Source organism: Nocardioides jishulii, assembly GCF_006007965.1.
Classification (GTDB): domain Bacteria; phylum Actinomycetota; class Actinomycetes; order Propionibacteriales; family Nocardioidaceae; genus Nocardioides; species Nocardioides jishulii.
This window is the reverse complement of sequence record NZ_CP040748.1, coordinates 1,597,030-1,621,447: the sequence shown is the minus strand read 5'-3', so window position 1 is coordinate 1,621,447 and position 24,418 is coordinate 1,597,030. Positions and strand designations below refer to the sequence as shown.

At 70.0% G+C, this 24,418-nt stretch carries 24 protein-coding genes; 7 read left to right on the top strand and 17 right to left on the bottom strand.

The window, feature by feature from the left end; translation table 11 throughout:
• Positions 1-41: 41 nt before the first annotated feature.
• Both FCL41_RS07600 and FCL41_RS07595 read right to left on the bottom strand, forming a co-directional pair.
• Positions 42-854, bottom strand: a complete 813-nt coding sequence (locus FCL41_RS07600; RefSeq protein WP_170970219.1) for a tryptophan-rich sensory protein — start codon at positions 852-854, stop codon at positions 42-44.
• A gap of 101 nt (positions 855-955) precedes the next feature.
• On the bottom strand, positions 956-1,231 hold the full coding sequence (locus FCL41_RS07595; protein ID WP_137065474.1) for a DUF7218 family protein: 276 nt from the start codon (positions 1,229-1,231) through the stop codon (positions 956-958).
• 136 nt (positions 1,232-1,367) lie between these two features.
• Here FCL41_RS07595 and FCL41_RS07590 point away from each other — a divergent pair, with 136 nt between their 5' ends.
• Complete coding sequence (locus FCL41_RS07590) at positions 1,368-1,775, top strand: DoxX family protein (protein ID WP_137065473.1); 408 nt, start codon at positions 1,368-1,370, stop codon at positions 1,773-1,775.
• Between the two features lie 5 nt (positions 1,776-1,780).
• On the opposite strand, the gene FCL41_RS07585 is transcribed toward FCL41_RS07590, so the two are convergent.
• Complete coding sequence (locus tag FCL41_RS07585) at positions 1,781-2,944, bottom strand: acyl-CoA dehydrogenase family protein (RefSeq protein ID WP_137065472.1); 1,164 nt, start codon at positions 2,942-2,944, stop codon at positions 1,781-1,783.
• A gap of 43 nt (positions 2,945-2,987) precedes the next feature.
• Positions 2,988-4,637: a succinic semialdehyde dehydrogenase gene (locus tag FCL41_RS07580; protein WP_137065471.1), complete on the bottom strand. Its 1,650-nt coding sequence runs from the start codon at positions 4,635-4,637 to the stop codon at positions 2,988-2,990.
• 263 nt (positions 4,638-4,900) lie between these two features.
• On the opposite strand from FCL41_RS07580, the gene FCL41_RS07575 reads away from it, so the two are divergent.
• A complete protein-coding gene (locus tag FCL41_RS07575; protein WP_212723097.1) occupies positions 4,901-6,088 on the top strand; it encodes an oxygenase MpaB family protein in 1,188 nt (395 codons plus the stop codon).
• Between the two features lie 84 nt (positions 6,089-6,172).
• Here FCL41_RS07575 and FCL41_RS07570 read toward each other — a convergent pair whose 3' ends face one another.
• Positions 6,173-7,360, bottom strand: a complete 1,188-nt coding sequence (locus FCL41_RS07570; protein WP_137065469.1) for a TetR/AcrR family transcriptional regulator — start codon at positions 7,358-7,360, stop codon at positions 6,173-6,175.
• Positions 7,361-7,564: 204 nt separating this feature from the next.
• Here FCL41_RS07570 and FCL41_RS07565 point away from each other — a divergent pair, with 204 nt between their 5' ends.
• Together FCL41_RS07565 and FCL41_RS17260 are read left to right on the top strand one after the other, a co-directional pair.
• Positions 7,565-8,818, top strand: coding sequence for an AMP-binding protein (locus FCL41_RS07565; RefSeq protein ID WP_170970218.1), 1,254 nt, complete (start codon positions 7,565-7,567; stop codon positions 8,816-8,818).
• 12 nt (positions 8,819-8,830) lie between these two features.
• Positions 8,831-9,172 (top strand): AMP-binding enzyme, encoded by a 342-nt coding sequence (locus FCL41_RS17260; protein WP_212723096.1) that lies wholly within the window; start codon positions 8,831-8,833, stop codon positions 9,170-9,172.
• Between the two features lie 94 nt (positions 9,173-9,266).
• Here FCL41_RS17260 and FCL41_RS17635 read toward each other — a convergent pair whose 3' ends face one another.
• The 5 genes from FCL41_RS17635 to FCL41_RS07545 all read right to left on the bottom strand — a co-directional run bounded on the left by FCL41_RS17635 (position 9,267) and on the right by FCL41_RS07545 (position 12,675).
• Entirely contained in the window at positions 9,267-9,977 is a 711-nt protein-coding gene (locus FCL41_RS17635; protein WP_275403775.1) for an AMP-binding protein, read from the bottom strand.
• Positions 9,978-10,026: 49 nt separating this feature from the next.
• On the bottom strand, positions 10,027-10,452 hold the full coding sequence (locus FCL41_RS17630; protein WP_275403774.1) for an AMP-binding protein: 426 nt from the start codon (positions 10,450-10,452) through the stop codon (positions 10,027-10,029).
• Positions 10,453-10,730: 278 nt separating this feature from the next.
• Positions 10,731-11,378 (bottom strand): hypothetical protein, encoded by a 648-nt coding sequence (locus tag FCL41_RS07555; protein ID WP_137065468.1) that lies wholly within the window; start codon positions 11,376-11,378, stop codon positions 10,731-10,733.
• Entirely contained in the window at positions 11,375-11,815 is a 441-nt protein-coding gene (locus FCL41_RS07550; protein ID WP_137065467.1) for a hypothetical protein, read from the bottom strand. Before FCL41_RS07550 ends, FCL41_RS07555 begins: the two co-directional genes overlap by 4 nt.
• Complete coding sequence (locus FCL41_RS07545; RefSeq protein ID WP_212723095.1) at positions 11,812-12,675, bottom strand: alpha/beta fold hydrolase; 864 nt, start codon at positions 12,673-12,675, stop codon at positions 11,812-11,814. The genes FCL41_RS07550 and FCL41_RS07545 overlap by 4 nt, the downstream gene beginning before the upstream one ends.
• A gap of 150 nt (positions 12,676-12,825) precedes the next feature.
• On the opposite strand from FCL41_RS07545, the gene dps reads away from it, so the two are divergent.
• Positions 12,826-13,350 (top strand): DNA starvation/stationary phase protection protein Dps, encoded by a 525-nt coding sequence (gene dps / locus FCL41_RS07540; RefSeq protein WP_137065466.1) that lies wholly within the window; start codon positions 12,826-12,828, stop codon positions 13,348-13,350.
• A 62-nt stretch (positions 13,351-13,412) separates the two neighbouring features.
• On the opposite strand, the gene FCL41_RS07535 is transcribed toward dps, so the two are convergent.
• From FCL41_RS07535 to FCL41_RS07505, 7 genes are all read right to left on the bottom strand, one after another.
• Complete coding sequence (locus tag FCL41_RS07535; RefSeq protein ID WP_170970217.1) at positions 13,413-14,141, bottom strand: phosphatase PAP2 family protein; 729 nt, start codon at positions 14,139-14,141, stop codon at positions 13,413-13,415.
• A 267-nt stretch (positions 14,142-14,408) separates the two neighbouring features.
• Positions 14,409-15,110 (bottom strand): response regulator, encoded by a 702-nt coding sequence (locus tag FCL41_RS07530; RefSeq protein WP_137065464.1) that lies wholly within the window; start codon positions 15,108-15,110, stop codon positions 14,409-14,411.
• A complete protein-coding gene (locus FCL41_RS07525) occupies positions 15,107-17,656 on the bottom strand; it encodes an ATP-binding protein (protein WP_137065463.1) in 2,550 nt (849 codons plus the stop codon). The genes FCL41_RS07530 and FCL41_RS07525 overlap by 4 nt, the downstream gene beginning before the upstream one ends.
• A 4-nt stretch (positions 17,657-17,660) precedes the next feature.
• Positions 17,661-18,245 carry a potassium-transporting ATPase subunit KdpC gene (gene kdpC / locus FCL41_RS07520; RefSeq protein WP_137065462.1) on the bottom strand — a complete coding sequence of 195 codons (585 nt, stop codon included), beginning with the start codon at positions 18,243-18,245 and terminating at the stop codon, positions 17,661-17,663.
• Between the two features lie 4 nt (positions 18,246-18,249).
• Entirely contained in the window at positions 18,250-20,346 is a 2,097-nt protein-coding gene (gene kdpB, locus FCL41_RS07515) for a potassium-transporting ATPase subunit KdpB (protein WP_137065461.1), read from the bottom strand.
• Positions 20,343-22,001, bottom strand: a complete 1,659-nt coding sequence (gene kdpA, locus FCL41_RS07510; protein WP_137065460.1) for a potassium-transporting ATPase subunit KdpA — start codon at positions 21,999-22,001, stop codon at positions 20,343-20,345. Before kdpA ends, kdpB begins: the two co-directional genes overlap by 4 nt.
• Complete coding sequence (locus tag FCL41_RS07505) at positions 22,001-22,090, bottom strand: potassium-transporting ATPase subunit F (protein WP_137065459.1); 90 nt, start codon at positions 22,088-22,090, stop codon at positions 22,001-22,003. Before FCL41_RS07505 ends, kdpA begins: the two co-directional genes overlap by 1 nt.
• Before the next feature lie 128 nt (positions 22,091-22,218).
• Here FCL41_RS07505 and FCL41_RS07500 point away from each other — a divergent pair, with 128 nt between their 5' ends.
• Both FCL41_RS07500 and FCL41_RS07495 read left to right on the top strand, forming a co-directional pair.
• Complete coding sequence (locus FCL41_RS07500) at positions 22,219-23,124, top strand: ATP-grasp domain-containing protein (protein ID WP_137065458.1); 906 nt, start codon at positions 22,219-22,221, stop codon at positions 23,122-23,124.
• Positions 23,125-23,126: 2 nt separating this feature from the next.
• Positions 23,127-24,401, top strand: a complete 1,275-nt coding sequence (locus FCL41_RS07495; protein ID WP_137065457.1) for a glycosyltransferase family 2 protein — start codon at positions 23,127-23,129, stop codon at positions 24,399-24,401.
• Positions 24,402-24,418 lie beyond the last annotated feature (17 nt).

The following is a 24,418-nucleotide window of genomic DNA, read 5'->3' as shown; positions in this document are numbered from 1 at the left end:
GGGACTGGTGCCCCTGTACCCACGCGCCGGAGAACAACTCCTCAACGACGTGCCAGCGACGCGCCCCTGCTGCGGGCAGCCAGCACGGTGAGGATCACGCCCACCAGCGCGGCCCCGATGGCACCGACGCCCACCACGGTGGAGTCGGGCGCGTCGTTCAGTCGGCCCGCGGCGATCCACGCCAACCCCCAGACCGCGGCGGCGGTGGCGGACCAGCGCGCGGTGCCGACGTACGTCGCGTAGAGCCAGAGCAGGCCGCACACGGCTGCCAGCACGACCAGGGCGACGACCTCGCCGACGCCGCGCCCCGGTGCGATGCCGCTGTCGACGAGCACTGCCGCGATGTTGGCGCAGGTGGCGACGCTCACCCACCCCAGGTAGAGGCCGTGGGTGACCTGGGTGATCAGGACACCCGCCCGCGGCTGGGACTCGTCCACCAGCGTCAGCAGACGCCCCAGGACGAGTGCCAGCAACAGGATCACCACGACGCTCAGCCAGAGCAGACCGGCCTGGACGGTGAGGAGCCACAGCGCGTTGAGCAGCAGGGAGGCCGCGCCCCACCAACCAGTGGCGCGGGCCAGCGCAGAGGACGCCTGGCCCGGAAGACTGTGCCAGACGGTCCAGGCCACGAGGCCGGCATAGATGACGGACCAGATCGAGAACGCCGCGCCGGCGGGGGCCAGGAGCGTGGCGTCGGCAGACAGGGCACCTCCGGCAGCCTCGGCGACCGGCTCCCCGCCCCAGGCGCCCGAGCCCCAGAAGGCGCCCGCGATGCCCAGCACCGCGCTGGCGACCACCCCCACCTGTCGCACCCGGTCGTTCCCGGTGGCGGCTGGGGCGCGTCCCCTGGTCACGTCATGCTCCTGCGTGGTCATGACACACCTCTCTGCCGGCGGTGGTGGTGCGGGTGGGTGTCGCGGTCATCGGGTCAGTCCGGTCAGTGCGGTTAGTGCCGTCAGTGCGAGCGCAAGGCGTCGACCAGGTCGTCCTTGCGCATCGTCGAGCGCCCTTCGACGCCGAGCTCGGCCGCCCGGCGACGCAGCTCGGCGACCGTCCAGTCCTCGTACGACCCCGACTCGCCACCCTTGCGGCCGACCTCCGAGCGGGAGGTGTTCGCTGCCGCGTTGGCGATGCGGGCCGCCTTCTCCTTGCTGGCGCCGTCGGCGCGCAGCTCCTCGTAGAGCTCGGGGTCCTTGACGCTGGGACCGGGATCCTTCTTCCGGGTGGCCATCTTTCCTCCTGCTTGGCCACGCGCCTCTCCACGGCTGGCGCTCGGCGGACGTGTACGTGGTCGGGTACCCACGTCTGTCGGCAGTCAACCATGCGGAACGCCGCCAACCAGTTGCCGCCGTCCGTACTCTCGTGCCATGACCTCACTCCCCCGCACCGTGGCCCGGGTCGCCCTCGGGTCGATCATGGTGACCGCTGGCGTCCTCCACCTCACGACCCAGCGGGAGGAGTTCCAGGCCCAGGTGCCGAGCTGGTTCCCCCTCGACGAGGACCTCACCGTGGTCGGTTCCGGCGTGGTCGAGATCGCGCTGGGCGCCGGCCTGGTGGCGCTCCCGAGGCACAAGCGGCTCTTCAGCGCCCTGCTGGCCGCGTTCTTCGTGGCCATCTTCCCGGGCAACATCGCCCAGTACGCGGAGGGCACGGACGCCTTCGGCCTGGACACCGATCGTGCCCGTCTGGTGCGCCTCTTCTTCCAGCCGGTGCTGGTGCTCTGGGCGCTCTTCGCCGGCGGTTGGCTGCGACGCAAGAAGACCGAGGACGCCTGAACGCCTCACAACCCCAGGTCGCGCCCCACGATCTCCTTCATGATCTCGGTGGTGCCTCCGTAGATCGTCGAGATGCGGGAGTCCAGGTAGTCGTGGGCGATCCGGTACTCGAGCATGTAGCCGTAGCCGCCGTGCAGCTGCACGCAGCGGTTGACGACGTTGACGTACTGCTCGGTGCACCAGAACTTCGCGGCCGCCGCGTCGGCAGCGCTCAGCTCGCCGCGGGTGTGCCGAGCGAGCAGGTCGTCGACGTACGCCCGTGACACCCGCACCCCGGTCACCATGTCGGCCAGCTCGAACCGGGTGTTCTGGAACGACCCGATGGGCGCACCGAACGCCGTCCGGTCCTTGACGTAGCCGAGCGTGCGCTCGAGGACCCCCTCCGCAGCTGCCACGGAGTTGGCGGCGATCGAGATCCGCTCCTGGGGCAGGTTGCGCATGAGGCCCGCGAACCCCTCACCCTCCTGGCCCAGCAGGTTGTCGACCGGCACGCGCACGTCGGTGAAGAAGAGCTCGCTGGTGTCCTGGGCGTGCAGACCGACCTTCTGCAGGTTGCGTCCGTGGGTGAAGCCCGGACGGTCGGCCTCGATCACGATGAGGCTGAGGCCGTGGTGCGGGTGGTCACCGGTACGCACCGCCGTCACCACCAGGTCGGCGTTCTGCCCGTTGGAGATGAAGACCTTGCTCCCGTTGACGACGTAGTCGTCGCCCTCGCGGATCGCCGAGGTGCTGATCCCGGCGAGGTCGCTGCCGGTACCGGGCTCGGTCATCGCGACGGCGACGACCAGCTCTCCTGCGGCGATACCGGGAAGCCAGCGCGCCTTCTGCTCGTCGTTCGTGAGGCCGGTGAAGTACGGAATGACGATGTCGCTCGAGAGCCCTACGCACGCCAGTCCGTCGGAGACAGGGTTGCGGGAGAACTCCTCGCCGATCACCGCGTTGAAACGGAAGTCGGTGATGCCGCCTCCGCCGTACTCCTCGGGGATGTTGAAGCCGAGCAGTCCGGCCCGGGCCGCTTCCGTGAAGAGCCAGCGATCCACCTTGCCCTCGGCGCTCCACCGCTCCGCGTTGGGTTCGGCGTGCTTCGCCACGAAGGCCCGCACGGTGTCGCGCAGGTATTCGTGGTCCTCGTCGTAGAGCGACCGTCCTGCGACCACGCCACTGCTCATCTGAGTCTCCGTCCTCGTCGTCCATCACCGTCGTGCTGGTCGCTCAGCGCAGGCGCAGCCGCCGCATCAGGCCCAGCTGGGCATTGGTCATGTGCACGAACCCCTCGACCGGCTTGCCCTTCGGCGGCCCCAGCGGCAACCAACGCTGACGGGCGATGGTCTGCGCGTCGGTGTACTTGCGGATCCCCTCCGCGCCGTGGCGGCGCCCGAGACCGCTCTCGCCCATGCCGCCCATGCCCGCCTCGATGCTGCCGGCGGCGGCTGCCGCGCCGTCGTTGATGTTGACCGCCCCGGCCCGCAGGCGGTGGGCGATGGACTCAGCCGCTGCGACGTCCTTGGACCAGACCGAGGACGAGAGCCCGTAGGTCCCCTCGTTGGCGAGGGCGACGGCCTCGTCGTCGTCGACCACCGGGTAGAGCGACAGGACCGGGCCAAAGGTCTCCTCGGCGTGCACCCGCATCTGGGGCGTCACCCCCTCGAGGAGCGTCGGCGCGAAGAACAGCGGGCCGAGATCCGGACGCGGCCCGCCTCCGGTGAGCACTCGCGCGCCGCGGTCGACGGCGTCCTGCACGTGCTCGCGCACGGCCTCCAGCTGGGCGGTCGACGTCAGTGACCCGACGTCGGCACCGTAGTCGTAGGCACTCCCGAGCCGGAGATCCTCGGTGGCCCGGACGAGCTCGTCGCGGAACGCCTCGTAGACGTCCTGGTGCACGTAGACCCGCTCGACGTGGATGCACATCTGACCGGTGTTGGCGAACGCAGCCGTGACCGTGCCCCGGGCCGCTGCCTCAAGGTCGGCGTCCCGGCGGACGATGAGGGGGTTCTTGCCCCCCAGCTCCAGGGACGCGGCCACCAGACGCCTCGCGGCTCGGCTGGCGACCTCGCGTCCCGTGGCGGTCGAGCCCGTGAAGGCGACGAAGTCGACCGTGTCGACCAGCGCCGTGCCCGTCTCCCCGCCCGAGCCGGTCACGACCTGCCACACGTCGTCGGGGAGCCCGGCCCGTGCCATCAGGGCGCGCGCCCACAGGAGCGTGAAGGGCGTCTGCGAGTCAGCCTTGGACACCACGGCGTTGCCCGCCATCAGGGCGGGGAGGACGTCGCCGGCGCCGAGGTAGAGCGGGTAGTTCCAGGGCGAGATGATGCCCACGACGCCCTTGGGCACCCGCACCTCCTTGACGGCCGTGGCCCCGGGCACCATCCCGCGGACCTTGGCGGGCTTGAGGTAGTGCTGGGCGCGGCGGGCGTAGTGGCGGGCGATCGTCACGACCTGTCCCACCTCCTGCCAGGCGTGGAAGCGGGCCTTGCCGGTCTCCCACTGGATCAGGTCGAGGACCTCGTCCTGCTCGGCGAGCAGGGCGTCGTGGAAGGCCAGCAGGACCCGAGCCCGGTCGGCGTACGAGGTCGTGGCCCATGAGCGCTGGGCGGAACGCGCGCGTTGCACGGCTGACTCGACGTCGCCCCGCTGGCTGCAGGGCACCACCGCGGTGGGCTCCAGCGTGAAGGGGGCCGCGGCCATCTGGTGGGCGCCCTCCGCGGCGTCGCCTGCGACCACCCATCCGGACCACTGCGACAGGCGCTCCTCGGTCACCCACGAGGGACGGCCGGCGAAGGCGCCGCGCGGCGAGAGCTCCTGGGCCGCCTCAGGCTGGCCAGCGTTGCCGGTGGGAGCGGGGGGAGTCATCTCAGCGGTCATGGCCAGCTCCTGCGGGCTCGGCAGCGACGTGACGGGCGCCATGTCGAGCTTCGGACGCTAGGGCCCGGGAGGGCGCAAGTCAATGATCTGCCGCACCCCTTGTCAAGCGGAATGACCGCTGGCTATGTTAACGGGGAATCACATCACTCGTGGATGCCAGGAGCGGACCACAACCGCAGTTCCCCGTCGCGGTCAAACAGCCCACCGAGGCGTCCGGCCACCTGAAAGCGGACAAGCAAATGACCACAGTCTCCAGACGAAACGTGTTGTCCCTCGGCGCCGCCCTCGGCCTGACGGGAGCGCTCGCCCCCACCACCGCCGCCTGGTCGTGGGCCCCCTCGGGATCGATTGCCGGCGCCGGCACCGGAGCTGACCCCCGGTGGGTGTGGGACGACGAGATCGACCAGCTCATGGCCAACCTCATCGACCGGGGTGACACCGCCCGGACCAACAAGGCGCTCCTCAGCTGGGTCAACAACAACGACCCCCTCCCTGCCGACGTCCCCGCAGACCTGCGCGACTGGTTGCATCGCAAGACCAGGCTGCCGACCTGGGCCGACCCCGCCCTGCTCGCCAGGTCGACAGACGTCTCCCGGCGTCTCGACACCCACTTCTTCATCCTCTACGGGGTGGGCGGCGGCATCATGAGCACCGTCATCCCCCGTGAGGCCAAGTCGGTGTACTGGTCCAAGGGCGGCGCCGACATGCAGGACCGCGCGGCGAAGACCTTCGCCTTCGGCTACGACATGGCGGAGATCGGTGGCTTCACCCCGCGCGGCCAGTTCCTCGTCACGGCCAACAAGACTCGCCTGGTGCACGCCGCCGTACGCCACCTCCTCCCCCAGTCGCCGCACTGGCGCGCCGTGGCCGACGAGACCATTCCGATCAGCCAGGCCGACATCCTGGTGACCTTCCACTCCACGGGCACCTTCGCCCACATGAAGCTGAAGGAGTGGGGCTTCCTGAAGAACAAGGACGACGACCGCGCGTTCCTCCACTCGTGGCAGGTCGCCCTCAGCCAGCTCGGCGTACGCGACGAGTACATCCCGGCCTCGTGGGAGGACGCCGAGGAGCAGTCGCGCCAGGTCCTCACCCCGATTCTGGCCCCCACCCCGGAGGGCAAGAAGCTGGCCGAGGAGCTGCTCAACATGCCGAACTCGCTGACCTTCGGCCTCAGCCGCGGTCTGCTCAACGAGTTCACGCGCTACCTCTTGAACGACGACATCGGCGACTGGCTCGGCCTCAAGCGTGACTACGTCGCCGCGGCGCTCATCAGGACGGCGTGGCCGGTCTACATGGCCTTCCGCCGCGGCACCATCCCGTTCCTGCCGGTGGCCTACTACGGACTCGACCAGTTCATCCGGGCCTTCGCCATGGCGTTCCTCAACAAGGGGAAGGACGTGCGGACCACGCCGATCACCATCCCGGACATGAACCGCCCCAGCAACTGACGGCCCACCCATCGGGGCCGGTGAGCACACCCCCACTGCAGCCCGGCCCGGTGGGGACGGTCGTGCGCGGTCACGGCCCTGACGTCAGGACGGGGCCGTCGGTCCGGCACTGGTCAACGCGCCCAGCACCAGGGCCGTCACGACGTCGCGGTTGTCACCCTCGTCGCGCCACCGCAGCTGGCGCCCCGCCTCGACGACGACACCGAAGCCCGCGTGCACCAGGGTGCGCGCGGCGCGCGCATCCAGGTCGGGGCGCACGGCCCGGAGCCGCTGCTCCCACAGCTCGACGTGCTCGCGTTGGGCCAGGACCACCGGACGTCGCAGCTCGGGCGGGAGGCCCATGATCTCGGCCTCGGCCACGCTGATGAGCTCGAGGTTCTCGAAGCTGTACGCCACGTAGGCCGCAACGAGCGCCTCGAGCTGCTCCTCCGCGCCGTGGACCCCGTGGAGCGCCTGACCCACGGCCTGCTCCAACGAGCCTGCCGCCTGGAGGCACGCGGCGGCGAGGATGTCGGCCTTGGTGGCGTAGTGGCGGTAGATGGCCGAGGAGCCCACCCCCACGGCCGCCGCGATCTGGCCCATGCTGACGTGGTGGAACCCTGAGCGGGCGAAGAGCAGGATCGCTGCGCGCAGGATCTCGGCCCGCCGACTGACCGCCGCGGCGCGCGCCGGGAGGCGAACCCGCGACGCCGTCGGGGCGACGTCGTCGAGATCGACTGCGGCCACCCCCAGCCCCGCGGCCACGAGGAGGTCTTCGGCACGCTGGCGTGCGATGGGCGTCCGGTGCGCAGTGATGGAACCGACCGCGCCCAGCGAGGCGGCGGCGCGCAACCGCGTACGTCCCCCGCCGAACTCCCGCTCCAGCGCCTCGGCGGTGGCGTCCACCACCACGGTGAACTTCGCCCTGAGCTCGCGCCGCTCCTCAGGCTCCAGGAACCGCGCCTCCCAGCGGTAGGTCCCGCCCGAGGCACGGTGCTCCACGGAGATCTGCGCCAACGCCGGGAGCAGGTCCGTGAGGAACGCATCCTCATCGAAGACGTCGATGACGCTCACCAGACGGTCGACCATGAGGTTCGCGCACTCGACGAAGAGGGCGTACTTGTTGGGGAAGTGCCGGTAGAGGGCAGCGGCGGTGATGCCGACCTTGGCGGCCACCTCCTCCATCGAGGCACCGTGGTAGCCGAGCTCGCTGAAGACCGGACCAGCCGCGTCCACCACGAGCTGGCGACGGTTGCGCGGACGCCGGCGCACCGCCACTTCTTCGACCGTCATCTCTCCCCCGTCCGCCCGGACTGCTCCCGCCGGTGCGCCGCCCAGTCAACCACGTCCGACGCTGGCCACGACGCGTACGCCCTCGGGTGAACAATGATTAACAAAAATGTGATTCTCCATTAACTAAAGGATTCCCCTGCCGCCTCCTCCTCGGCATACTGACCAGCACACCAGCCAGCGCACGCAGCCCCGAGGAGCGACGCCATGACGACGAGTGCCGACCCTGCCCAGGCCCCCGCCTGGACCTTCCGGAACCACTGGATGGCCCACACGTCGGCGCACGCAGCCATGCGGCCCGACGATCCTGCGCTGCGCCACCGTGGCGTGAGCACCACGTGGGCCCAGCTCGCGGAGCGCTTCCTCCGAGGCGCCGCGGGACTGCAGGAACGCGGTGTGGCGGAGGGCGACCGGGTCGCCCTGCTCACCCTGAACCACCCGTGGTTCGTCGAGGCGGTCTTCGCCGCCAACAGCCTGGGCGCGATGGCGGTGCCGCTGAACTTCCGGCTCGCTCCCCCCGAGCTCGACCACATCCTCGGAGACAGCACCCCGAGCGCGGTCTTCGTGGACGCGATGCTGCTGCCGCTGCTCAAGGCCGCGCCGGCCTCGGCCTCGATCGGCACGGTGGTCGTCATCGGCGAGGCCGACCTCTCCGCGGAGGCACCGCACGTGGTGGCGTACGAGCAGTTCCTCGCCGCCCAACCTCCCATCGAGCTGCCGGACGTGAGTGAGGAGGCCGTCGCGCTGATCATGTACACCTCCGGGACCACCGGCCACCCGAAGGGCGCGATGCTGTCGCACCGCAACATGCAGGTCCAGGCCCTCACCTGCATCCGGGCCATGGGCATGGTCGACGAGACCGACGTCGGCTTCCTGACGGCACCGTTCTTCCACATCGCCGGCCTCGGTTCCGTCGTGGCCAACATCGTCGTCGGCGTGCCCACCGTGATCCATCCGCTGGGGGCGTTCGACCCCGCAGAGGTGCTGGACGCCTACGAGGCGGAAGGGGCCACCATCGTCTTCAACGTCCCCATGCAGTGGGACCTCCTCTGCAGCCAGCCCGACATCGACCAGCGCGACCTCAAGCTGCGCATCATCAGCTGGGGAGCAGCCCCAGCCTCCGACACCACCCTGCGTGAGATGGCGGAGAAGTTCCCCGACGCCCTCAACGTGGCGGTCTTCGGCCAGACCGAGACCTCCCCCATCACCTGCGTCCTGCGCGGGGAGGACTCGCTGCGCAAGCTCGGCTCCGTCGGCCAGCCGATCCCCACGATCCAGTACCGGGTGGTCGACCCGTTGATGAACGACGTGGCCACCGGGGAGGTCGGCGAGATCGTCTACCGCGGCCCCACGGTCACGCAGGGATACTGGAACAAGCCTGACGCCACGGCCGAGGCCTTCGCGGGAGGATGGTTCCACTCCGGCGACCTGGTCAAGCAGGACGAGGAGGGATTCGTCTGAGTCGTCGACCGGATGAAGGACATGATCATCTCGGGCGGCGAGAACATCTACTGCGCCGAGGTCGAGAATGTCATCGCCGGCCACCCTGCCGTCCGCGAGGTCGCGGTCATCGGACGCTCCGACGAGCGCTGGGGCCAGGTGCCGGTGGCGGTCGTGTCCACCCTCCCCGGCCACGACCTCACGCTCGACGACCTCGTCGACTTCCTCCGCGGCAGGCTGGCGTCGTACAAGACTCCCAAGGACCTCGTCGTGCTCCCCGAGCTCCCCCGCAACGCGGGCGGGAAGATCGTGAAGGGCGCGCTGCGCGCCACCGACGAGACCGCTGGCGGCGAGATGCTGCTCCCCCAGGGCTGAGCGCGGGGTGGTCCGCCCCCTCCGCCCCCGACGAGCCCGAGTCTCCTGGCCATGGTCCGACGCATCTCCACCTTGCGCACCTTTCCGGTGACGGTCATCGGGAACTCGTCCACGACCTCGACGTAGCGCGGGATCTTGTAGTGCGCCAGCCGGCCGGTGCAGAATTCGCGCAACGTCGAGGCGTCGAGGCGTCGAGCGGTTCGGCTCCCTCCCGCATCTGGATCCAGGCACAGAGCTCTTCGCCGTAGCGCTCGTCAGGCACGCCGATCACCTGCGCGTCGACGACGTCGGGGTGGGTGTGGAGGAACTCCTCGATCTCGCGGGGGTACACGTTCTCTCCGCCGCGGATCACCATGTCCTTGATGCGCCCGGTGATGCGCACGGAGCCGTCCTCGTCCATCACGCCGATGTCACCGGTGTGCATCCAGCCGTCCACGACCGCCTCGGCAGTCTTCTCGGGCTCGTCCCAGTAGCCGAGCATCACCGAGTAGCCCTTGGTCAGGAACTCTCCGGCCGCGCCGCGTGGCACCGTCTCCCCGGCGGGGTCGACAATCCTCACCTCGAGGTGCGGCCCGACGCGGCCGACCGTGCCGGTCTTCTGCTCGAAGGTGTCGTCGGTGCGGTTCTGGGTCGACACCGGCGAGGTCTCCGTCATCCCGTAGGCGATGGTCATCTCCTCGATGCCCGAGGCGATGAGCTCCTTCATCAGCTCGGCCGGGCACGGGGAACCAGCCATGATGCCGGTGCGAACGGAGGAGAGGTCGAAGTCGTTGAAGCTCGGCAGGTTCCACTCGGCGATGAACATGGTGGGGACGCCGTAGAGGCTCGTGCAGCGTTCCCCTCCTGCACCGCCCTCAGGGTCGACTCGGCGTCGAAGCCCGGGGCCGGGGCCGGGGCCGGGACGACCATGCAGGCGCCGTGGGTGGTGCAGGCGAGGTTGCCCCCTTGGGGAAGCCCGTCGTGCCCGACGTGTACTGGATGTTGATCGGGTCGTGCGGGTCCAGACTCTGCTGCACCGTCGCCAGCTGCTCGCTCGAGACCTCGTCAGCACCGGCCACCAGCTCGTCCCAACCGGGCGTGCCGATGAGGTGGACCCGCTCCAGGGCACGGGTGTCGTGGCGGACCTCCTCGATCATGGCCGCGTAGTCGCTGTCCCTGAACGAGGGAACGGCGACGAGGGTGGAGATGCCGGCCTGGTTGAGGACGCAGGCGGTCGACGTCCTCGCGGAACTGCTCGTACGTCCACCGGCGCCCCTGGGCGACGTCGACCAGCGCTTCACGCGCCCCGAATCGCGCCACGGTGGCGTCGAGGTTGTCGCCGATCGTCGTCTCCAGCAGGGGCGTGTCCGTCGGACCGACGGCGTGGCTGGGCAAGGGGGTGGAGGAAGTCATCGAATCCGTCACCGGGGCTCCTGCGGGGAGGCGTCGTCATGGCGGTCGCTGTGTGACAGTCGTCACCACCCTGTGGCATGCGGCTTGCCGTCCGCCACCTCGGGGCCCGTCGATCTCGGCGAACGGCCCACAGACGCGCCGAGCGGTCAGTGGTCGGAGCTGGCCCTCACCACTCCTGCGCGTCGGGACCGTCGTAGGTGGCCGCCCACTGGCGCAGCAGCACGTCGAAACGTCGACGCCTTCCGGCTGAGCGTTCCCGTGGGTCGGTCGCCTCGTACGTCGTGGCGTCTCTTCCCTCGTCGGGAGCGTCGCCCTCGGCTCCGTCAACCAGAGGGACCAGGGTGGCGAGGTCACCCTGCGTCAGCGTCACGACGAGCCCGATCGCCAGGTCGAGCGTGCTCCAGTCCACGATCCCGCCCACGGCGTACGACGCGTAGATCGCGTGGAGGTCGCTCCAGCCGAGCACGTGTCCCCAGACGTCGTCGGCCTCCACCCCGGTCAGCGTGAGTGCCCGGTCGAGCATGTCGTAGGAGATGTCGTAGAGCTGGTCGGGATCGTCCCCGGTCTCGACGTACTGGAAGGTCGCGAACCATTCACTGCCGTCGGCCTGCTTGCCGTTGATCGCCAGCACGCACCGGCTCAGGAAGCGACTCACCGCCTGGACCGCGACGTCACTGGACTCACTCAGCCCGACCGCCACCTGGAGCACGACCTGCCCCGTGCCGTCCGACACCTCGTGCGCCAGGGGGAGCACCGCCACACCGGTCAGGCGCGACCCCGCCTGGAGCTCGAGGAGGTCCTGCAGGGCGGTCACGTCCACCACTCCCCGACCGCATGGGAGGCCTCGATCAGACTGGCGCGTGGCAGGTCGAAGGCGATCCCGTCGACGTCGGGCTCCTCCACGTGCAGATCCGCGAGGACCACGACCTCCAGCGTCACCGCCAACGGTGTCGACTCGACCACGCTCAGAGCCAGGCCGGCCTCCCGGTCCTCCACCACCCCGAGAGTCTCCTCGGGCACGTGGTCCGAGGCTGCCCGCAGCAGGAAGCCGGCCACGTCGTCGGCGAAGCCGGGCGACATCGGCCGGGACAGGTAGCGCACGACCCGGTCAGGACTGAGCAGCTCGATGTCGACGCGGAGCTCGGTGGCGTCGAACGTCGGCACAGGGAGCAGCGCGAACGCCGCCCCGTCAGGCCCGAGCAGACGCGCAGGCAGCCGGCGTGCCGGCGGCGCACCCGGCTCCACGATCACTCTGGCTCCGTCTCGGGACCGGAGTCGGCCACGAACTCGCGCAGCAGCGCCGTGAACCGTTCCGGGTCGTCGAGGTGCGGGAAGTGGCTGGCCCCCTCGAACAGCTCCACCCTGATCCCGGGCACCGACTCGCGGGCCTTGAGCGCGTGCCACGCCGGGATCACCCTGTCCTTCGAGCCCCACACCAGAAGGGTCGGGGGTGGGACCACGTCTCCCAGCCGACTGTGCGCGCTCACCGTCTGGCCCCCGACGTCGACGACCGCCCGCGTGGTGGCGAGGAAGGCACGACGGCTCTCGCGGTCGGACAGGGACCGGAACCCCCGCCACATCGCACCGACGTCGGCGCCGGGCTTCCAACCGAGATGCGACGCCCTGCGACCGATCCGGTCCACCTTGGTGGTCATCCAGTCCGACGCGACCAACCCGAGCACCTGCTCGGCCAGAGGAAGTGTCGCCGATCGCAGCCACGGGCTGACCTCCCGGCCCAACCCTCCGCTGGCCACCAGCACGAGACGCTCCACGCGTTCAGGGAAGAGGTAGAAGAACTGCATGGCGATGCCGCCGCCGAGCGAGTGACCGACCAGCGTGACCGTCTCGACCTCGAGGCGGTCGAGCAGGTCACGCAGGGTGGCGGCGTGCGAGCTGAGCGAGTAGTCACCCATGGGCTTCGCGGACGCGCCGTGCCCGAACAGGTCCGGGACGATGACCCTGAAGGAGTCGTCGAGCTGGTCGACGAGGTGCTTCCAGTTGTGCTGCGAACCGAGGATCCCGTGGATGAAGAGCACCACGGGTCCTTCACCGCTGTCCACGTAGGAGAGCTCGTGCCCGTGCAGGAGCGCGGTCTGGGGCGTCATGGGCATGAGGGCCTCCTCCTCTTGGTGACACCTCAACGTAGCCGGACACGCGGTGCCGACGTGGTGTGATCCCGGTCTCGACCGCCAAGGACACCGTCCGAGCACTCGTGGCAATTCTTGGGTTAGGTCGTGCGGAAGCGTGGGTAGTGAACGTTCATGACCCAGAAGAAGAAGGCACTTCCGTACACGATCCCCGGGCTGGACGACGCGGACGCGAAGCGACTCATCGAGATCCTTCAGGCCCGTCTCCACGCCTTCAACGACCTCCACCTGACGCTGAAGCATGCGCACTGGAACGTCGTCGGTCCGCACTTCATCGCGGTGCACGAGATGATCGACCCACAGGTCGTCGAGGTCCGCGCCATGGCCGACGACACCGCTGAGCGCATCGCGGCACTGGGCGGTACGCCGGTGGGAACCCCCGGCGCCCTCGTCAAGGCCCGCGAGTGGGACGACTACGCGGTCGGCCGTGCGACGACCCAGGAGCACCTCTCGGCCCTCGACGGCGTCTACGAGGGTGTCGTCTCCTCGCAGCGCGCAGCCATCGAGGAGGCGGGCGATCTCGACCCCATCACCGAGGACATGCTGATCAGCCAGGCCTCGCAGCTGGAGCAGTTCCACTGGTTCGTCCGGGCGCACCTGGAGGACCAGGGCGGGGCCCTTCACCACGAGAAGGACTGACCACACCTCCGGGACGTCCGCACCGCTGCTGCGGTGTGGGCGTCCTGGTGCGTGGCCACGGCTCAGGCGGCGACGTCGTCACGCGTCGCGGAGGCTTCCCGTCGCTGCGCGACCTCGCGCTTCGCCGTGGGCGGGCGCGGAAGCACGGCGGCCGCCACGAGCAGGAGGGCGACCCCGATGACGCCGTCCAGCCACCAGTGGTTCGCGGTGATCACCACGATCATCGCCGTCAGCGCGGCGTGGCACCCAGCCAGCCAGGCGAGCCACCGGGGGCCGGTACGCGCCACGACGTAGGCAATGAGCACCGCCCACCCGACGTGCAGGCTCGGCATCGCGGCGAACTGGTTGGCCACGTCTCCACTCACGCCCTCGTAGGGCGACGGTCCGTAGCGTTCCATCGTGTCGACGAAGCCCCACTCGGGGAACATGCGCGGGGGTGCCAACGGGAAGAAGACGTGGATGGCGAGCGCCGCTCCGGTCTGGATCACGACTAGGTTGCGCGCCCAGCGGTACTCCCCCGGGTTGCGGCGCAGGAACCCCCAGACCAGGAACGCCACCATGAGCGGGAAGTGAACGACGGTGTAGTAGACGTTGGCCGCACGCATCAGGGACTCGACGTGGACGCTCGCCTGGATGGCGGCCTCGGACGGCAGCCAGAGACTTGCCTGGAGGGTGCGCACCACCTCGGCATGACGCATCGCCTGGGAGACCTGGTCGGCGACCATGGCGCGCCCGAACTTGTAGAGCGCGAAGAGCACCAGGACGAGCCCGACCTCCAGAGCGGCACGCACCAGGAGTGGGCGGGAATGCCAGCCGCCAAGGCGCCCCGCCCCGGTCCCGAGTGCCACGGCACCGCCCTCCGGAGCCCCTTGTGCCGGACCACCCTGTGTCGGGGCGCCGTCAACCGTGGCGGCGCCGCACTCGTCCACCCGCATGCCTTCTCGTTCCCCAGTCCGTCCGTTTTCGGTCACAGGGTTGCACGCCGCACCGTGCCGGGCACGCTCATTTCGGCAAGTGGCGTCGCTCGAGCGACGTCTGACTGGCCAAGGTCTGCGTTCCTACCCCTGCGACGAGGGCTCGCTCCACGGGGCGAAGCGATATCCGATCCCGGGCTCGGTCACGAAGATGCGCGGGGCCCCGGGGTCGGTCTCGATCTTGCGCCGGATGCTTGCCAGGTGCACCCGCAGGTAGTTGGTCTGGCGCGAGTACCCGGGACCCCAGACCGCGTGCAGGAGCTCGCTCTGGCGCACCAGGCGCCCGGGCCGTCGCGCCAGCGTCTCGACGATCCTCCACTCGGTGGGTGTGAGGTGGATCTCCTCGGCGCCCCGGGCGGCACGGGCCTCGGTGACGTCGAGGGTGAGGTCCTCCACGCGCACGACGAACGACTGGTCATCCCTGGTCTCGGCTCGGCGAGTGATGACGCGGATCCGGGCGAGCAGCTCATCGATGGAGAACGGCTTGGTGACGAAGTCGTCCGCCCCGAGGTCGAGGGCCTCCACCTTGTCGTCAGGCTCGGTCCTGGCCGAGACCACGATGACGGGCACCTTGCCGAAGGATCGCAGCCGCGTGAGCACCTGGATGCCGTCGAGGTCGGGCAGGCCGAGGTCGAGCAGGACGACGTCGGGCATGCGTTCGCCCACGACGAGGAGTGCTGATCTGCCGTCGCGAGCGGTCTCCACGTCGTAGCCACGAGCCCGGAGGTTGATGGTGAGCGTACGCAGGATGGCGGCGTCGTCGTCGACGGCGAGCACGAAGGTCATGCCACCTCCTCCTCGGGACCGGGTCGCGGGAGTTCAAGGACGAACGTCAGGCCGCCCGCCGGCGTGTCCTCGGAGGTGATCGTCCCGCCCATGGCCTCGGTCAGGCCGCGAGCCACGGCGAGCCCCAGCCCCACCCCGTCCTCGGCCGGCACGTCACCCAGCCGTTGGAAGGGCGCGAAGATCTTCTGGTGGTCCTGCTCCCCCACCCCCGGCCCCCTGTCGGAGACGCGGATGACCGCGCGGGAAAGACCGCTCCTGTCGTCGATCGCGGTCCCGTCCACACTGATCGCGGCCCCTTCCGGCGTGTACTTGAGCGAGTTCTCGGCGATGTTGGCGATCACCCGCTCCAACAGTCCTGGATCGGCGAGAGCGACCAGTTCAGGGTCGATCGTCACCCGAATGCGTTCCTGGCCCGGCAGCGGGGCCAGCGCGGAGCGTACCGAGTGGTCGAGACTGACCACCTCCGGGCGTACCGAGACGGCCCCGGTGTGGATGCGACTCATGTCGAGCAGGTTGGCCACCAGCGCGGTGAGGCGGTCGGTGGAGGACTCGATGTTCTCGAGCAGGTCCGCCCGGTCGGTTGACGACAGGTCGAGCTCGTCGTTGCGCAGGGTCGCCACCGACGCCTTGACCGCGGCTAGGGGCGAGCGGAGGTCGTGGGAGACCGCCGCGAGCAACGCGGTGCGGGTCCGGTCCACCTCCGTGAGCCGCAGTCGGTCGACCTCCGCACGGGCAGCTAGCTGGCGCTCGCCGATGACCTTGGCGTACGCGGCGTACGCATTCAGCAGCCGACGCTCGGAGGCGGTCTGGACCCCGCCACGCAGCACCAGCGTCGTCTCGTCGTCGATGGCGATGGAGCTGTCACCGTTGCGGATGTCGCCACCACAGAAGTCGCTGGGCGCGTCGCCGACCTGCGCCACCACCGTGCTCCCCGGGCCCTCATGGGCCGTCCGGCGCAGGATGACGCCTCCACTGGCGCTGAACACCTGGCAGGCGGAGGTGAGCAACCCGGTGAGGTCGTCGCTGGAGTTGAGCAGGCTGTGCGACAGCACGGTCAGGGCGTCGGCCTCGCCCCGCGCCCTGCGCGCCGTCGAGGCGAGCCTGGCGGAGTGGTCGACGACACTTGCCACGGCGATCCCCACCAGGACGAAGAGCACCACCGCCACGGCGTTGCCCGGCGCGTTGATCGACAGGTTGTACAGCGGCGGGGTGAAGAAGAAGTTGAGGAGCAGTCCGCTCCACAGCGCTGCGGCCACGGCGGGGAGCAGCCCGCCGACGAGCGCCGTGCCGACCACCACCGCCATCAGGGCCATCGACTCCACCTCGAGGCCGGCCTGCCCGCCCGTCAGGTGGAGACCACCGGTCACGAGCGCGGGGGCGACCAGGGCCAGGACGAACCCGCCGAGGCGTCGCCCCGCGCCGAGCACGGGATCTGCGTCGCCGGCTCGCTTCGGCTGGGCCGCCAAGGCGTGGGTGACGATGTGCACGTCGATCTCGCCCGCGGCGGAGACCACGCGCTCACCGATTCCCGGGCGCAGCAACGAGGAGGTCCTGCTGCGTCGGCTTGCTCCGATGATGACCTGATTGGCGTTCTCGGCCCGCGCGAAGGCGAGGATCGCCTCCGCCGCGTCGTCGCCGACGACGGTGTGGAAGGTGCCGCCGAGCTCCTCTGCCTTCTCCCGCATCAGGGCCAGCTCCTCGGGAGAGACACCCCTCAGACCGTCGTGGCGAGAGACGAAGAGGGCCTGCCACTCTCCCCCCGATCGACGCGAGGCGATCCGGGACGCACGGCGCATCAGCGTTACCGACTCGGGACCGCCCGACACCGCCACCACGATGCGCTCGCGCGTCGCCCAGGTGCCGGTGATCTCGTGCTGCTCGCGATAGCGCTCCAGCCCCTCGTCGACCCGATCAGCGAGCCACAGCAGGGCCAGCTCGCGCAGCGCGGTGAGGTTGCCCTCGCGGAAGTAGTGGGCCAACGCCGCGTCCACCTTGGCCGGCGCGTAGACGTTGCCGTGGGCCATCCGGCGGCGCAGCGACTGCGGACTCATGTCCACCAGCTCGATCTGGTCGGCTGAACGGACCACGTCGTCGGGCACGGTCTCGCGCTGGCGGACACCGGTGATGGCTTCGGTGACGTCGTTGAGCGACTCGAGGTGCTGGATGTTGACGGTCGTGACCACCTCGATGCCGGCGTCGCGCAGAGCCTCCACGTCCTGCCACCGCTTCGCGTGCCGACTGCCGACGACGTTGGTGTGCGCCAACTCGTCCACCAGCACCACCGCGGGGCGACGAGCCAGCACCGCGTCGAGGTCGAACTCCTCCTGCACCGTCCCGCGGTGGTCCACGGTGCGGCGCGGGACCACCTCGAGGTCGCCGATGGCGGCCGCTGTGTGGGGCCGCTGGTGAGTTTCCACGTAGCCCACCACGACGTCGGTGCCACGCGCACCACGGCGGTTGCCCTCGTCCAGCATGGCGAACGTCTTGCCGACGCCGGGTGCGGCACCGAGGTAGACGCGCAGCCGGCCCCGTTCCTTGGCCTTCATGGGGTCAGTGTGCCGCCTGACGCACGGCCACGTTGAGCTCCAGCACGTTGACGACCGGCTCGCCGACGAAACCCAGGAAGCGACCGGTCGTGTGCTCGGCGACCAACTCCTCCACCTCGGCGGCGTCCAGGCCGTTGGCCGCGGCCACCCGATCCGCTTGGAGAGCGGCGTACTCCGGGGAGATGTGAGGGTCCAGCCCCGAGCCGGACGCTGTGAGGGCGTCGGGAGGCACGTCGTCCGGGTCGACCCCCTCGGAGGCCGAGACGGCCGCGCGCCGCTCCGCCACCAGGGCGAGGAGCTCGTCGCTGAGTGGGCCGAGGTTGCTCGGCGCCGAGGCCAGGGTGTCGTGGTCGTTGGCGGAGGGCCGTGGGTGGAACCACTGCTCACCGGTGAACTGCTGACCCAGGAGCCGGGAACCGACGACCTGTCCGTCGACGCGGATCGGTTGGCCGTGCGCCCGTTCCCCCATCGGGAGTCCGACCAGCCACACGGCGACGGGGTAGGCGATGCCGAGCACGACCGTGAGGACGAGCAGGACGCGCAGGGAGGCCAGCGACTGGCGGGTGAGGTCATGCAGAAGGTGCAGCACGGGATCAGCCCATTCCGGGGAGAGTAGAGACGACCAGGTCGATGAGTTTGATGCCGACGAAGGGGACGACGAGTCCGCCCAGCCCGAAGACGAGGACGTTGCGGCGCAGCACCGCCGAGGCGCTGGCGGCGCGGAAGCGGACCCCTCGCAGCGAGAGCGGGATCAGCCCCACGATGACGAGGGCGTTGAAGATCACCGCCGAGGTGATCGCTGACTGCGGCGACGACAGACCCATCACGTTCAGGCGCTCGAGGGACGGGTAGGCCACGGTGAACATGGCGGGGATGATGGCGAAGTACTTCGCCACGTCGTTGGCGAGCGAAAAGGTGGTGAGGGCGCCCCGGGTCACCAGGAGCTGCTTGCCGATCTCGACGATGTCGATCAGCTTCGTGGGATCGGAGTCGAGGTCGACCATGTTGCCCGCTTCCTTGGCGGCCGAGGTGCCCGTGTTCATGGCCACCCCGACGTCGGCGGCTGCCAGCGCCGGGGCGTCGTTGGTGCCGTCACCGGTCATGGCGACCAGACGCCCGCCCTCCTGCTCCTTGCGGATGAAGGCCAGCTTGTCCTCCGGCGTGGCCTCGGCCAGGAAGTCGTCGACGCCCGCCTCCTCGGCGATCGCCGCGGCCGTCAGCGCGTTGTCGCCGGTCACCATCACGGTGCGGATGCCCATGGACCGCAGCGCGGCGAACCGCTCCTGCAACCCCTCCTTGACGACGTCCTTGAGGTGGACCACGCCCAGCACCCGGCGTCCTCCGGACGCGGTGCGCTCGGCGATCACGAGCGGGGTCCCACCGTGGCGCGACACCTCCTCCACGGCGTCGGTCACCTCAGGGTCCGCGGGCGCCTCCACCCAGGCTGCCACCGCCGAACCCGCCCCCTTGCGGACCTGGCGACCGTCGGGCAGGTCGACGCCCGACATGCGGGTGTGGGCGCTGAACTCCACCAGGACCGTGCCGTCGGGCACTGCGGTCTCGTCGCTGCCGAGCTGCCCGCAGAGCTCGACGATCGAGCGTCCTTCAGGAGTCTGGTCGGCGAGGCTGGCGAGGTGAGCAGCGTCGCGCATCGCTTCGCCCGACACCCCGGGAGCCGGAAGGAGTCGGACGGCCCGACGGTTGCCGTGGGTGATCGTCCCGGTCTTGTCCAACAAGAGCGTGCTGACGTCTCCCGCTGCCTCGACGGCCCGACCGGACATCGCCAGGACGTTGACCCGCAGCAGGCGGTCCATCCCCGCGATCCCGATCGCCGACAGCAGCGCACCGATCGTGGTCGGGACCAGGCACACCAGCAGCGCCACCAGCACGACGAACTCCTGGGGCGCGCCGGCGTAGCTGGCCATCGGCACCAAGGTCGCCACCGCGCAGAGGAAGACGAGCGTCAGGCTGGCGAGCAGGATCGAGAGCGCGATCTCGTTGGGCGTGCGTCGCCGCGTCGTCCCTTCGACCAGCGCGATCATCCGGTCCAGGAACGACTCCCCCACCGCGGTGGTGACGCGCACGACGATGCGGTCGGAGAGCACGGTCGTACCGCCGGTCACGGCACTGCGATCCCCTCCGGCCTCGCGGATGACAGGCGCTGACTCGCCGGTGATCGCCGACTCGTCCACCGAGGCAACTCCCTCGACGACGTCGCCGTCCCCGGGGATGGTCTCGCCGGCCTCCACGACCACGAGGTCGCCCACCGCGAGATCGGCCCCTGCCACGAGGGACTCGATGCCGGAAGGGTCCAGGCGTCGCGCGAGGGTGTGCGTACGCGTCTCGCGCAACGAGGCGGCCTGTGCCTTGCCCCGTCCCTCCGCCACCGCCTCGGCGAGGTTGCCGAAGAGCACCGTGAGCCACAGCCAGAAGGCCAAAGACACGGCGAAGAAGCTGGGCGAGACGAGCGCCGAGACCGAGGTGGCCACCGCACCCAACCAGACCACGAACATCACCGGGGAGTGCCACAGGTGGCGTGGGTCGAGCTTGCGGAACGCCTCCGGAAGCTGGGCGATCCCTTGGGCTGCGAGCAGCCGCAGCGAGGTCCCGGCGGCGGGTCCCCGGGTGTGGACCGAGTGTGAGCCGACAACCGTGTCGTCGGCGGTGGCCCTGGTGACTGTGGTGCTCATGCGAGTGCCTCCGCGATCGGGCCGAGAGAGAGCGCGGGGAAGTAGGTCAGGGCGGTCATCACGAGGATGACGCCGACCAGCATCCCCACGAAGAGGGGTCGGTGGGTGGGGAGCGTGCCTGCGGTGACCGGTACGCGGCCCTGCTCGGCCAGCGAACCGGCGAGCAGCAGCACCAGGACGATGGGGACCAGCCGGCCCAGGAGCATGGCCAGGGCCAGCGTCAGCTGGAAGAAGTCGCTGGTCACGGTGAGGCCACCGAAAGCGCTGCCGTTGTTGTTGGCGGCGGAGGTGTAGGCGTACAGCACCTCGCTGAAGCCGTGTGCCTCGGAGTTGCCCAGGGCGTCGAGCGTGGAGTCCCGGCCGATCGCCGTCGCCGTCCCGACCAGGACCAGCGCCGGGGTCGTGAGCGTGTAGAGCGCGACGTAGGTCATCTGACGCGCGCCGATCTTCTTGCCGAGCAGCTCAGGTGTACGCCCCACCATGAGGCCGCAGACGAAGACGGCCAGGATCGCCATCACCACGATCCCGTAGATGCCGGACCCGACACCCCCGGGCGTCACCTCCCCGAACATCATGGTGAGCAGCACGGTGCCGCCGCCCGCCGGCGTGAACGAGTCGTGAGCAGCGTTGACGGCACCGGTCGAGGTGCCGGTGGTGGCCACCGCGAAGAGGGCCGAACCCCACTCCCCGAACCGGGTCTCCTTGCCCTCCATGGCCGCTCCTGCCGCAGCGGCAGTCGATGAGCGGGCCCCGACCTCGGAGGCGACCGTGCCAGCGAGTGCGAATGCGAAGAGCACGACCATCGCCGCGAGGAGCGCCCACCCCTGGCTGCGCTGGCCCACCATGGTGCCGAAGGTCCGGGTGAAGCTCACCGGGATGAGCAGGATGAGGAAGATCTCGAAGAGGTTGGCGAACTGGCTCGGGTTCTCGAACGGGTGGGCCGAGTTGGCGTTGAAGAACCCTCCGCCGTTGGTCCCCAGCAGCTTGATGGACTCCTGACTGGCCACGGGTCCACCAGTGAGCACCTGCTGCGTCCCCTCCAGCGTGGTCATCGTGGAGTCGGAGAAGGTCTGCACCACCCCTGCGACCATCAGCACGACGGCACCGACGAAAGCGATCGGCAGCAGGATGCGCCAGGTGCCGCGCACGAGGTCGACCCAGAAGTTGCCGAGGGTCCCGGTGCGGGTGCGGACGAACCCACGCACGAGCGCCACGGCCACCGCCATGCCGACGGCCGCGGAGAGGAAGTTCTGCACCGCCAGGGCGGCCATCTGACTGGTGAATCCGAGCGTGGACTCACCGGCGTAGGACTGCCAGTTCGTGTTCGTCACGAAGGAGATCGCGGTGTTGACGGCCATCGCTGGGCCCATGCCCGCCATGCCACGGTCGAAGGGCAGGGCTGCCTGTCCCATCAGGATGGCGGCCATCAGGACGACCCCGACGAGGCTGAAGCCCACGACGCTCAGGACGTAGGCCCGCGCACTCTGCTCCGCGTCCGGATCGACGCCGGCGAGGCGGTAGACGAGACGCTCGACGCGTCGATGGTGTCGGGAGTCGTAGACCCGCGCCATGTGGTCACCGAGGGGTCGGTGGACGAAGGCGAGGAACAGAACCAGCACTGCCACTGTCAGCAGGCCGGCGGTGGTGTCGGACACTAGAAACGCTCCGGAAGGATCAGGGCCGCCAGCAGGTAGACCGCTACGGCGACGACGGCGGCAATCAGAAGGCCACTCATGAAGGACATGGCCCCAGCCAACGCCTCTTCGCGGCGACCCGGGCCGTCTTGACGCCGTCTTGACGCCGTTTGACGCGCTCTTGGCAGGGCCGTCGCGGAGGCTCCCCCGGCGGTGACCCACGGTCTACACTCCGAAGATGGGTGACGCCGCGCAGCGTTCGACGATCGTGGTCACCGGCGCGGGCGGTCCCGCTGGGCGGACCTTGGGTGCGCAGCTGACGCAGGTCGCGGATTCACGACGCCTGCGAGTGCTCGGGGTCGACATGACACCCCGCGAGGTGACGGGCTACGAGAGCGTCGAGGCCGTGCCTGCCGCGGCAGACCCGGCGTACGACCGGGCCATGCTCGCACTCATCGCGCGGCACGCGCCCGACCTGGTGGTGCCCACGGTCGCCGACGAGCTGCCGCGCATGGCGGTCCTGACCGCCAGCGCAGGACTGGGCAACCAGGTGGTGCTGTCCGCACCGGGGCCGGCGGCGATCGCCGCCGACAAGCTGCTGACCATGTGGGCCCTGGCGCGCGAGGGCATTCCAGTGCCGAAGCACGCCGGTGCTGACGAGTTCACCTCGGCACCTGAAGCGCTGTCGTGGGCCGGCGGACCGGTGGTGGTCAAGCCTCGCGTGGCACGCGGCGGCCGCGGCGTCCATGTCGTGGAGGACCCGCACGACGAGGTGTGGGAGCGACTCGACGGTTCCTGGATCGTGCAGGCGTTCGCGCCGAGGACGGAGTACAGCCCGCAGCTCTACCGCTCCCCCGGTTCGGGCCGGACCACCGTCGTGGTCCTGGAGAAGACCGGCCGCAAGGAGGGGCGGGTCGGCAACGCCACCACCGTCAGGCGCCTGGGCGATCGGGACGCGCCCGACGTCGCGGCCCTGGCCGAGAGTGTCGTGCAGTCCCTCGACCTGGTGGGTCCGGTCGACATGGACGTACGCCGGCTGTCTGACGGCACACCGGTCGTCCTGGAGGTGAACAGCAGGTTCGGGGCCGTCTCGGCTCACGCGCCTGAGCTTCTCGACCACGTGCTGGCCGACTGGCCCCGCTGACCATGGCGTCCGTCCTGGGGGTGCTGCTCCTCCTGCTCGTGTTCCCGCTGGTGGTCAGCGGCGCGATGCGCTTCGCGTTCATCCCCTTCGCCCTCTCCTTCGAGGCGCAGCGACGACACGAGGACGACGGCCCTGCCGGATGCGGGCCCCTCTTCCCCGAGCCACCCTTCCTGAGCGTGGTCGTGCCCGCCTACCAGGAGGGCCCGGTGATCGACAACTGCCTCGCCTCGATCCTGCGCAGCGACCACCCCCACTTCGAGGTGGTCTGTGTCGACGACGGTTCGGCGGACGACACCTTCGAGCGGATGCGACGGGTCGCCGATGCGGACCCACGGGTGCGCGCGTACCGCCAGGAGAACGCGGGCAAGGGAGCCGCCCTCAACACCGGCATCGCCCAGGCGCGCGGCGAGGTTCTGGTCCTGGTCGACGCCGACGGCCTCTTCCGCCACGACACGTTGACTCGTCTGCTGCAGGGGTTCCGCGACTCCAGCATCGGCGCGGTGTGCGGCAACGACCGGCCCGTCAACCTGGACCGGACCCTGACCCGGCTGCTCGCCCTGATCAGCCACGTGGGGACGGGCCTCATGCGCCGGGCCCTGGACGCCCTCGGCTGCCTGCCCGTCGTCTCCGGCAACCTCGGCGCCTTCCGCCGTGAGGTGCTGGAGGAGACCGGCCCGCTGCGTACCGACACTCTCGGTGAGGACCTCGAGCTCACCTGGCGCGTGCACCGCGCCGGCTTCCAGGTGGCCTTCGCCCCCACTGCCCTGGTCTACGCCGAGTCACCCTCGACCGTGTCCGGCCTGTGGCGTCAGCGCGTGCGGTGGGCCCGCGGACTGTTGCAGGCCACAGGACTCCACTGGGACATGGTGGGGCGTCCGCGCTACGGCACCTTCGGGTTGTACCTCGCCTTCAACACCGTCACCCAGGTGGTCGCTCCCTTCCTCCAGGCGGCTGCCTTCCTCACGCTCGCGGCGCTGGTGGCCGTACGTGGCCCCGGTGTCCTCCCTGACACGTGGCTGGGATGGCTGCTGGGGCTGGGCCTCATCACGTCCGTCCTGCTCCTCCTGCTGGCAGTGGCGTTGGACCGCACGCCGGGGGATCTGCGCTACCTGTGGACCGTCGTCCTCTGGCCGATCTACTCGACGGCCATGACGTTCGTGATGATCGAAGCGGTGAGGCTCGAACTCGGGAATGCGGAGAACCGATGGAACAAGCTGGAACGCAGTGGAACAGTCTCGGTCAAGGGCCTCCTCGAGGACGACGACCGTGGCTCCTGATCATCCCCCTCTTCCTC

What these genes read in the sequence shown, in the direction of transcription:
- FCL41_RS07595 (WP_137065474.1), bottom strand. Translation starts at nt 1,231, where the DNA reads ATGGCCACCCGGAAGAAGGATCCCGGTCCCAGCGTCAAGGACCCCGAG.
- FCL41_RS07590 (WP_137065473.1), top strand. Translation starts at nt 1,368, where the DNA reads ATGACCTCACTCCCCCGCACCGTGGCCCGGGTCGCCCTCGGGTCGATC.
- FCL41_RS07585 (WP_137065472.1), bottom strand. Translation starts at nt 2,944, where the DNA reads ATGAGCAGTGGCGTGGTCGCAGGACGGTCGCTCTACGACGAGGACCAC.
- FCL41_RS07580 (WP_137065471.1), bottom strand. Translation starts at nt 4,637, where the DNA reads ATGACCGCTGAGATGACTCCCCCCGCTCCCACCGGCAACGCTGGCCAG.
- FCL41_RS07570 (WP_137065469.1), bottom strand. Translation starts at nt 7,360, where the DNA reads ATGACGGTCGAAGAAGTGGCGGTGCGCCGGCGTCCGCGCAACCGTCGC.
- FCL41_RS07565 (WP_170970218.1), top strand. Translation starts at nt 7,565, where the DNA reads ATGACGACGAGTGCCGACCCTGCCCAGGCCCCCGCCTGGACCTTCCGG.
- FCL41_RS17260 (WP_212723096.1), top strand. Translation starts at nt 8,831, where the DNA reads ATGAAGGACATGATCATCTCGGGCGGCGAGAACATCTACTGCGCCGAG.
- FCL41_RS17635 (WP_275403775.1), bottom strand. Translation starts at nt 9,977, where the DNA reads ATGTTCATCGCCGAGTGGAACCTGCCGAGCTTCAACGACTTCGACCTC.
- FCL41_RS07545 (WP_212723095.1), bottom strand. Translation starts at nt 12,675, where the DNA reads ATGCCCATGACGCCCCAGACCGCGCTCCTGCACGGGCACGAGCTCTCC.
- dps (WP_137065466.1), top strand. Translation starts at nt 12,826, where the DNA reads ATGACCCAGAAGAAGAAGGCACTTCCGTACACGATCCCCGGGCTGGAC.
- FCL41_RS07530 (WP_137065464.1), bottom strand. Translation starts at nt 15,110, where the DNA reads ATGACCTTCGTGCTCGCCGTCGACGACGACGCCGCCATCCTGCGTACG.
- FCL41_RS07525 (WP_137065463.1), bottom strand. Translation starts at nt 17,656, where the DNA reads ATGAAGGCCAAGGAACGGGGCCGGCTGCGCGTCTACCTCGGTGCCGCA.
- kdpB (WP_137065461.1), bottom strand. Translation starts at nt 20,346, where the DNA reads ATGAGCACCACAGTCACCAGGGCCACCGCCGACGACACGGTTGTCGGC.
- FCL41_RS07505 (WP_137065459.1), bottom strand. Translation starts at nt 22,090, where the DNA reads ATGTCCTTCATGAGTGGCCTTCTGATTGCCGCCGTCGTCGCCGTAGCG.
- FCL41_RS07500 (WP_137065458.1), top strand. Translation starts at nt 22,219, where the DNA reads ATGGGTGACGCCGCGCAGCGTTCGACGATCGTGGTCACCGGCGCGGGC.
- FCL41_RS07495 (WP_137065457.1), top strand. Translation starts at nt 23,127, where the DNA reads ATGGCGTCCGTCCTGGGGGTGCTGCTCCTCCTGCTCGTGTTCCCGCTG.